Annotated in this window: 8 protein-coding genes; 1 reads left to right on the plus strand and 7 read right to left on the minus strand. The window is 43.0% G+C overall.

The window, feature by feature from the left end:
- The first annotated feature begins 408 nt into the window (after positions 1–408).
- Positions 409–852 carry a Crp/Fnr family transcriptional regulator gene (locus VZ94_RS22620; RefSeq protein ID WP_052700359.1) on the plus strand — a complete coding sequence of 148 codons (444 nt, stop codon included), beginning with the start codon at positions 409–411 and terminating at the stop codon, positions 850–852.
- A 180-nt stretch (positions 853–1,032) separates the two neighbouring features.
- On the opposite strand, the gene VZ94_RS25115 is transcribed toward VZ94_RS22620, so the two are convergent.
- The 7 genes from VZ94_RS25115 to VZ94_RS08565 all read right to left on the minus strand — a co-directional run bounded on the left by VZ94_RS25115 (position 1,033) and on the right by VZ94_RS08565 (position 9,008).
- Positions 1,033–1,323: a ShlB/FhaC/HecB family hemolysin secretion/activation protein gene (locus VZ94_RS25115; RefSeq protein WP_109867667.1), complete on the minus strand. Its 291-nt coding sequence runs from the start codon at positions 1,321–1,323 to the stop codon at positions 1,033–1,035.
- Positions 1,278–2,471 (minus strand): POTRA domain-containing protein, encoded by a 1,194-nt coding sequence (locus tag VZ94_RS08540; protein ID WP_157844886.1) that lies wholly within the window; start codon positions 2,469–2,471, stop codon positions 1,278–1,280. The genes VZ94_RS25115 and VZ94_RS08540 overlap by 46 nt, the downstream gene beginning before the upstream one ends.
- A gap of 14 nt (positions 2,472–2,485) precedes the next feature.
- Positions 2,486–3,316: a FecR family protein gene (locus tag VZ94_RS08545; protein WP_045778905.1), complete on the minus strand. Its 831-nt coding sequence runs from the start codon at positions 3,314–3,316 to the stop codon at positions 2,486–2,488.
- 221 nt (positions 3,317–3,537) lie between these two features.
- Positions 3,538–3,930 (minus strand): FecR family protein, encoded by a 393-nt coding sequence (locus VZ94_RS08550; RefSeq protein ID WP_045778906.1) that lies wholly within the window; start codon positions 3,928–3,930, stop codon positions 3,538–3,540.
- Between the two features lie 18 nt (positions 3,931–3,948).
- A complete protein-coding gene (locus VZ94_RS08555) occupies positions 3,949–6,396 on the minus strand; it encodes an autotransporter outer membrane beta-barrel domain-containing protein (protein WP_045778907.1) in 2,448 nt (815 codons plus the stop codon).
- A 193-nt stretch (positions 6,397–6,589) separates the two neighbouring features.
- Positions 6,590–7,999: a hypothetical protein gene (locus tag VZ94_RS08560; RefSeq protein WP_131655512.1), complete on the minus strand. Its 1,410-nt coding sequence runs from the start codon at positions 7,997–7,999 to the stop codon at positions 6,590–6,592.
- Positions 7,893–9,008 carry a two-partner secretion domain-containing protein gene (locus VZ94_RS08565; protein ID WP_052700360.1) on the minus strand — a complete coding sequence of 372 codons (1,116 nt, stop codon included), beginning with the start codon at positions 9,006–9,008 and terminating at the stop codon, positions 7,893–7,895. Before VZ94_RS08565 ends, VZ94_RS08560 begins: the two co-directional genes overlap by 107 nt.
- Positions 9,009–9,280: the final 272 nt, after the last annotated feature.

Here is a 9,280-nt window from a genome sequence, read left to right on the forward strand (position 1 = left end):
CATTTAGAGTGAAGGGCGCCGTAAATACATCCCTGTAGCTTGGCGGCAGCCATCCCTGCTGCCGACACCTTCACTCTAAACAACCTGTCCCGGCTTGGTATTGTCCCGTTTTAAGTTGGTAGCCCCAACTTAAGACAGGACAGGTCATTCAGAACACAGGACGCCGTAAATACGTCCCTGTAGGCTTGTCGGCAGCCCCCCTGCTGCCGACACCTGTGCTCTAAAACGCCCTGTCCCATCTTAAGTGTGTAGTCATAATGTACTTGGCTTAACAACGGTTAATGATTAATGGTCATTTTACCAAGCTGTAACCCATTTATTGGTTTATAATTTTCACGAATATTTAATAACTGAATACTACTATTTCCATCATTATTTTTCATGAGAATATCGCTATGATAAAATTTATTGCATCTGCTAAACGATTCGGATTTTATCGAATCTGTACCCTTCAGTATCGTTAAGTTTCATCCAAACGATGTGATTTTAAAAGAAAATGAAGTAAGCCAAGATGTTTACTTTATTCTCGATGGTAATGTACAAGTTAATACCCACGTTTCTGGGGCTAATAACGAATTATTACCGGGACTTGCGCGATTATCTAAAGGTGATTTTTTTGGTGAATTGTCTATGTTTGACGGCGAGCCGCGTAGCGCAGAAGTTATCGCCGTTGACGAATGCGAAGTCGCAAAAGTTGATGGTAGTAGTATGCTGAGCTTTATGGAGAAGTATCCAGAAAAAGGCTATTTCGTACTACGCGAGTTATTTATGAATTTAGTTTTACGGATGCGACAAAATAACTTACGCACCAAAACCGTTTTAGACCTTTATTTAAACGAAAAACAAGCATGAAGGCTGGTTTATAAGAACGCACTGCCGTGCGTTCTTAGGCTTAATAATGCAAGACAATACTTGCGTGAATACGTGCATCGCCAGAATGAGTCGTGACGGCATTGTTTAACGCATTAGCAACGGCAATTTTAGCTTGGAAATTATTTCGCCATTGCCAAGCAGCGCCTGCACCGGTACTACTTAAATTCCAATCACTACGAACACCCGGCGCAGCTTGATTAATGGTGCCATGCCCATAATCATAAAAAGCAAATAAGTTAAAATTCTGCCAACTTGCGTCGTCACTTCTAATTTCACGATTTGCCCACTATCAGCACTCGTTTCACGCTCTTGATAACCTCTTACGTCGTAGCTGCCACCTATACCTAACTGTTCTCCGGCAATCAACCTGTCATCACTGTGCTGCCCTATAAACGTCGTCTGTATTAACCAGCGCTGCCAATTAATCGATAACGTAGAGCCATAACGCAAGATACTCCAATCTTGTCGCGCCCCCCCCTAGAATTTTGATAATCTTGAGCACTGTTGTAGTCGCCTATTTCAGTATTACCTAACCATTGCAAGTAATAATTTAATTGCGCATTTGTCCAAGGATATTCGCCTTTGTATTGCAAGCTAATCGGTACGCTACGCACATTAGAGCCAATAGGAATATTGAGTAATTGTACGTTATTGATAAAGAAACGATTATCTAAACCCACCTCAAACCAATGATGATATTGGCCTATTTTCGGCAAATACTGGTTGTAATGAATACCATACATTTCACCTGAGCCTGAAATATTGAAATCGCCGACTACACCATTATTGGCATCAGAAAACGCATAATAAGCATTTAACCATGCCTTAGCCGGGTAAATAGGCACACTGTAATTAACACCATATTGCGAGATACTATCCGCATGATCGGGCGATGTTGCATAACTACCACTTAATACATGGTCTAAATCCCATAAATTACTATATTGCAACGCGCCAATCATACGGATATTACCGGTTTGACGCGTGCCTTCGGTATTAAAAACCAGTGACGCTTGATACGGACGTTGTTCGTTCACATTAACCGAGGCATTAATTTGGTCTTTGCCATCACTGGGTTTGAACGTCACTTGTACTTGTTTTGAGGGATGTTTATTAGCGACTTTAAGTTCTGCCGATAGGTCTTGCATATTAGGCGATGCACTTTTCTGTAATCCAGGCAGACTGCGTAAAATATTCTCTTTAGAAAAATAATGATTACCGGTAACCGTTAAATCGCCTAACGCAAACGACACAATCCGAAACGTGACTGTACCAGCACTAAGTGTTTGGGGAGGTAGTACTACACGATAAAAAGGATAGCCTTGCTCACGTAGGGTTGTTTCTAATTGTCTACTGACCGCTTGTAAATCTTTTAACGTATACTGCTTATTTTGCAAAGGCTGGAAATAAGCCTCTAACGCTGATGCTGTTAACGGCGTCTCGCCCTCTACCAAAAACCGATTCACGGTAAAATGGATTGCTGAAGGGGCGGCAAACACGATATAACTTGAGGTACTAAAAAGCGTTATCGTTAACACAGCGCTAGTTAACAAGCGATAAGCAAAAGGTGGTATGGGGTTAAGCCGTTTTATTTTCATAAGCATCATCTTGACTAATTCGGCACCGCACAAGCGTCGCCTTGCCCAGGTTTATCGTTTAATGAAAAATTACCGTTATGTTTTTCTGTATCAAACTGCTCAGGTAATGGATAAGGATCGTTTACTTGAAATGCCGGCTGTTGCTTGAGTCGAATTAAACCATGCGTTTTGTCGAGATGCCCTGCTTCATCTTTGCCTAAGTCCATTGCGCTAGTATCACCGGCTTTAGCCTGCGTATTATTGATGCGAACATGACCTTTATGCACCGTCACATATAACCCAGACGGAGCGCCCTTAAGATTTTTAGCGCCAAATAACTTGTTGGCGTTCATCATCGTCGTATCGGGCCTGGGCGTTAAGCGCTCTAAATTCATTAACACCTCCGGTAAATTCGCAAGATTCAGCGCATTAGCATTGATATTGGCAATATAATTGCTCTGCGGCATTGTTAATAGATGTTCACCCGCTTCATTCGTGAGCGCTATTTGGCCTTGCCAAACATGTGCGTATAAGCCATCGGCCAATGTTTGCGAGGCACTCTCAGACCGGCTGCGTGTTGCAACTTCATTAACACAATCGCCAACACAGCTTAAGTCAAAACCTGTACCCCTCACACCAATCGTACCTACAGGGGTATGTACCGCATAAGCAGACTTATTGACTTTGCCGATACTACCGGTTAGCGCCCTCATGCCACCCGTGGCAAGCCGATAAATAGCACTATCTTGTTTGCCTTCCTGCTGGAAATGGTATTGGGTAATATCCATTTCACTGTTCGCTTGCAAGGTTATTTTCTCACCATCTTTAAAGACCATTAATACATAACTGTCTTGCTTACTGGTCAAAAAATCTTGGCTGTATAACGGTGCGCCTACCGATAATGTTCTAGGCGTAGCGGCTTTTTCACCACGATTTACGGCAAATACTTGACCTTTTACTTCAACAACTCTACCGGCAACGGCTTGGTCCGCTTTAACAGTCGCTGCCTCCGTGCCTGCTTGCTCTTGCTCACAGTCTTGTTGGCATACTCTGACCGAATATTCCGCCTGCTGTGCGCTTACTGTCGCTAAATCGGTTTTAATCTGAAAATTATCAGGGCTTTGCTTAGCGATATTACCACTACTTGCCCTAACCCCCCTTCATGCAAACTAAGCTGGGCTTTATCTGCCTGATAGTTATCTATACTAAAACTACTATCCGGCCTAACAGTCACTTTTGCACCATCGTTAAATTCGACAATAACAAAGCTTTGATCGGCGGTTTGAATATTATCGCCTTGAAAGATTTCAGCTCCTTTGGCTAATATTCTGGGCGCTTGTCCTGGAAGCTGAGCCGCCACACTGCCTTTGGCAAAACTAATCTTACCCACAACAGCGGTGTCGCCTAAAACACATGTCCACGGAATCAACGTCAACAACACGAATCCGCACAGTTTATTAACTGACAATTGCATACGCATAGTCTCTATAATTTAAAGTTAACGACATTGCTTAAGAGGTTTGGTATTTTTATCGTCGTCCGTCTTGGGTGAATCAGCAATGTCCATGAGTAATGTGTCGGGTTTGGTAATCACTAAGACTTGATTTTGCTGATCTTTAATACCTTGCTGAATTACCTCAACAGGAACCGGTCTCACTTGCGGCGGTAATACCGTCCATTCTTGAGTGCTTGAGGTATTATCTTTAAACTCGTAACCTAATCGACTTGCCAAACCTGAGTTGTAGCTGACATCCCAACGACCTTCATCAGCATAATTCGGCTCGACCGTAGACGTAGCATCGCTAGTAAACGCGGGGGTACCAGAAATCCCAGCTGATACAACATCATCGCCATCAATAAAACCGGTATAATTCGCCGTAAACGTCACCGGATCTCGATAATGGCTGGTAACTGCATCAGGCGTTACGGTTAATACCGGTGTCACTTTATACAATAAACCGTTACCATCCTGGTCGTTAACATCAAAGCCATTATTACAAATAAAGCCACTACAGCCGTAATGTTTGAAATTAGCGCTCAAACCACCTAATTGGTTATCGCTTGGATTAGTCGAGAAAATTAACCAACGGCCATTATTCGCAGTTAATGCCGCCCCCGCCGAATTGTCAAACTGTCCAGCAGCCGTCAAGACAATCGCATTACCCTTACCACTCGCATTAATATCACCACTCAAGCGCATATCTCCGCCAGATTCGGCCGCTAGCCGTTTTATGCTCGACATGGTAGGCAATACTAATAAACCGCTGTCGTCTTTAATCGCTAACGAACCTGTAGCCGATAAGCTGCCACCGGTATAAGCAAAGCCATTATTAAATTGATAATTACCAGTACCGCTTAACGCACCACCTGACCAATTCAGCGCACCGGTAAGGCGCAAATTGCCAAAATTGTTAATTATCCCGCTAGAGAATTGCACATCGGCGAGTGTTAAATTATCGAACAGACGAATCTTAGAGCCATCAATAATCCAAGAAGGTGCATTAGTCGTGGTATCGTGTCTAACTGTAATATCACTATTGACAAAACTAATCGGGCTTAAACTATCAATCGTAGCCCCTTTAAACAATCGCTTAGCATCGTAAAATTGCAGCGTTGCATCACGCCCTACCACATAAGAACCTGTATCTTTGCCAGGGCTATAAATTCTTAACACACCACTGGCTACATTCACGGTACCTTGGTTATTAAAAGCACCTAAATTAAGCTCTCTAATACTTTCAGCATCGCTTAAACCAATATTAAAAATACCCGTGGTTTTATTGGTTAATACCACATTTTGCCCTAAATCACTGCTAGCGCTCTGATTAGTTAACCAATTAATCGTGCCATAGTTATTCCAATAACGTATGGGCAAATCAGCATCTAACGCTGTGGTCCTTTGTGCGTCGCTAGAATCACTCGCATTGATAAACTGCACTGTACCGTAATTATCCCAATCTCGGTTTAGTAACGAGATACCTTCGCTTAACAAGACACTGGCATCTTTACCCGTGGTCAATAACCCCCCCCCGCCTAACGCACCGGAATAAAAGGCTAGCAATTTAGTCACGCTTAACGCATCGGTACCGGTTAAATTTGCGGCATTCACTAAGGTTAACTCTGGGATATGTACCGTCACGCCCGTCTTAAAGTTAACCGTAGCGCTATCTATTAAGATATTTTCAACCGCAAGACTAGACCCTTCATTAAAACGATTAATACCACTATTAAACGTCACTAAGTTATCGCTAGTAATGACTGAGCCGCTATTGAAATTACGCGTGCCATTCCAAAATTGTAAAAAGCCTTTATTCGACACTAAGTAATTGCCAGTATCGGTACCAAAGCTATAAATTTTTAACACTCCACCGACGAGATTCACCGTACCTTGGTTATTAAACTGACCAAGATTAATTGCTAAATCCGTTAAACCACGGGTATCGCCGACATTAAAAACACCACCGGCTAAGTTAGTAAAATGACTATAGTTTGAAGAATTTCTGAGTGCGGCTTGACCATTCCAATTAACAATGCCTAGATTGTCCCAGTGTTTATCTAAATATACTGTGTCTTCATCCGCTAATGTGGTCGTTGTTGCAGCCGTTGTCGTTAATTTACCAATACCCGATAACGTGCCGGCATGTAAATTAAATGTACGGCTAATCGTCAAATCATCAGAGCCATGTAATATCCCACGACTAATCGTCATATCGGTAAAAGTCTGGGTATTACCGGTTTTGAAAACTACTTTAGCCTCATCGGCAATAACAATGCTGTCCGCATTGAGTGTCGCACCGGTATTGAAATAGTTTTTACCATACTTAAAGGTTACCGTATTAGGACTGTCAATCACAGCACCATTCCCAAACATACGATTACCGTACCAAAATGCTAATAATCCTTTATCCGCGACATGATAACTTCCTGTATCAGTACCCGAACTCACAACAGTTAACGCGCCGCCCGCTAGGTTGACAACACCTTCATTATTAAACTGACGCGTATTTAACTCTAAATTATCCGCTGTGGTTAGCTCATCGGTACCAATATTAATAACCCCTGAGCTTTTATTGGTCAGTCTTGCGGTTTTTGCATCATCAATAATGACATGGCTACCATCCCAATTGATTTCGCCGTAATTATTCCAAACGCGAGCCTAACGAAACATTACCTGCATCGGCTAATGTTGTTCTAGTATTCGCCGCTGTCGTCAACAAGCCATAGGTATTAAGAGAACCCGCATGGAAATTCAATTGATCGGCAACAGTGATTGAATCATTGCCACTTAGCGAACCTGTATTTATCGTTAAGGTATTAAGCGATAACAAGTTACCGGTTCTTAGTGTCAATGAGCCAAATGACGAAAGCTCTAATTCATCGATATTCAGTTCAGCACCGCGTTGGAAAAGCGTTTGACCATTCGCAAAACTCAATACCTGGTCGCTGTTAATCACGCTATGCGCGCGGAAAGTTCGCTCACCGCCTAAGAAACTCAAAAATGCTTGCTCAGCGACCTCGTAGCGTCCATCATCGTTACCTGATGCAGAAATCTTTAAATGCCCGCCTAATACATTCACCACACCGGCATTATTGAATCGTTCCAGATTAAGCGCTAATTCTGGACTTGCGCTTGCATCACCTAAATTCAATACACTGCGGACACCGTTAGTCCATTGACCATTACCCGTTTCGCTGGCTAGTGCATTAGCCCCTGTCCAATTGACCTTACCATAATTAAACCAATGTTTATCGAGATATGCCGCGCCTTTAGTTGCTAACGTAGTCGTCGCGGTATTAGCCGTGATGAGTTCACCCTCTCCAGTCACATGACCTTGAGCAAAATTAAACGCCTGGGTCACTCTGACCTTGCCGTTACCGGCTAACGTACCGTCATTCAAGGTTAATGAGTGTATTTGCAATAACCGATTAACGGTTAATAAGCCACTGTTTTCAATACTACCTTTAAAACCCGCGTAATCGCGCGACAGCGTTAACGCACTACCGCTATTAACGGTTATTAAATCAATATCAGATAATGCACTAGCAACATCGACCTCAGCGCTATCAATAACAATATTAGCCCTTCTAACCGCGCTAGCCTTAGTCAGCTTCGCTGTGCCTTTAAGCGTAAGCTCACCGCTGTTTAAATCCAGTGCTTTATTAACCACGGTTGAACCAGTACCGTTACCATCATTATCTGCTTTAACGGTTACGGCCAAACGGCCACTGCTTGCTCGAATAGCAGAATCAACGGTAATGTCATTATCGGCCGATAATGTTAACTGAGCATCGCCACCACTACGCTTAGCTAAATCAGACACCACTTGTAAGTTACCATTAGCGCTATCAGTTTTCTTGGTGTCGGCCGTAATCTTCACATCAGTGCCATGCTCTAGTGCATATCGGACACTTTCCGTAGTCACAATACTATTATCAGACGTACTAGACGTGGTTGATGCCGCATTTTTGGTCTGTACGCTGATATTTTCCGCATTGACTTGCCATTGACCGTTGTTGCCCGTAGCTGCAGACGCATCGATTTTTTGCATTAGTCGAGTTTACCTGATACCCAGAAGTCTTAATAACACCACCGTCACCGCTTTCACCGCTAGCTTTCGCGCTTATATCTCCTGCGAGAGTGACACTACCTTGTTGACTTTCTATGCTAATCGAACCCGCGTCACCTTGACTATTATTCACACTGAGTTGACTATCTTCACTGACAGTAACGGATTGGCTCGCTGATAATACAATATTGCCTTGCGCATCAATGCTCACGCTGTCGGCGTTCATTTCACCGCTATGAGTAATCGTACCGGCAAAAGCACTAATGACACCGCCTTCAGTTAAAATCTTACCTAAATTCAATACGCTATCTTTTGGCGCTTGAATTTCAAAACTAATATCAGGGTCATCTAAATTAGTGACCAGCATTTTGCGTCCAGCAGCCAATGTGATTTGCCCACCTTCTGAACTAATTGTGCCAGAGTTATTAATCGTTGGCGCAATTAACATGACATTACCCTCTTTGCCTACTCGGATAATGCCTTGGTTAACAATACTTCCAGGCTTACCTTCAGCAATAAAATGATAATTACCATGTAAGAAATCATCATCGCTTAAATTTAAGCTAGATGCCAATAATCCTTGAGTATCAACGATAGCATCAGGTCCAAAGACAATACCGTTAGGGTTCAGTAAAAAGACCTTACCATTTGAAATGAGCTGCCCTAGAATCTCGCTAGGATTACCGCCTACTACGCGATTGAGTACGGCACTTTGACCGTTTTGTTGAATAAACTGCAAAATCTCGTTTTTAGCGATATTAAAATCTTGCCAATGAATAATCGCATTCGGGCTATTGGTAATCGTCATAACGCCCGGTGCCGACGTGTCGATAGTCACTTGACCGTTAATAACATCAGCACCGTTTGGAGCGGCTAGTAGTTGTGCTGGATAAATAATCGTCAGAATGGCCAGATTTAACACCCGGCGTAACGGCTGTTGCATCGCCGAACTAAATTGGCCACGTTTAGCATGATGCCGTTTGGTATTCAAGGCAATCTCCTTAACGTTTAAGTGGGTATGTATTCATCTTATCATCAATTTCAAAACCAGACTATTTGTGTACTGCATCGAAATGGTTTGTTTATAAGGCTATGTACTTTAGATAGAACAATACTAAGTAGGGATAGGGCGTTTAGAGAGACAGAAAACTGCTCCTCGGCAATAGCTCCTGCATTGCTCTACCTCCTGCATCCGTGCAGTCCTGCGTTTTCTGCATTCACCACATCCCTGTGCTTCAGGTGTTGGCAGCAGGGATGCTGCCG

It is taken from the genome of Methylocucumis oryzae (assembly GCF_000963695.1).
In the GTDB taxonomy this organism is placed as follows: Bacteria; Pseudomonadota; Gammaproteobacteria; order Methylococcales; family Methylomonadaceae; genus Methylovulum; species Methylovulum oryzae.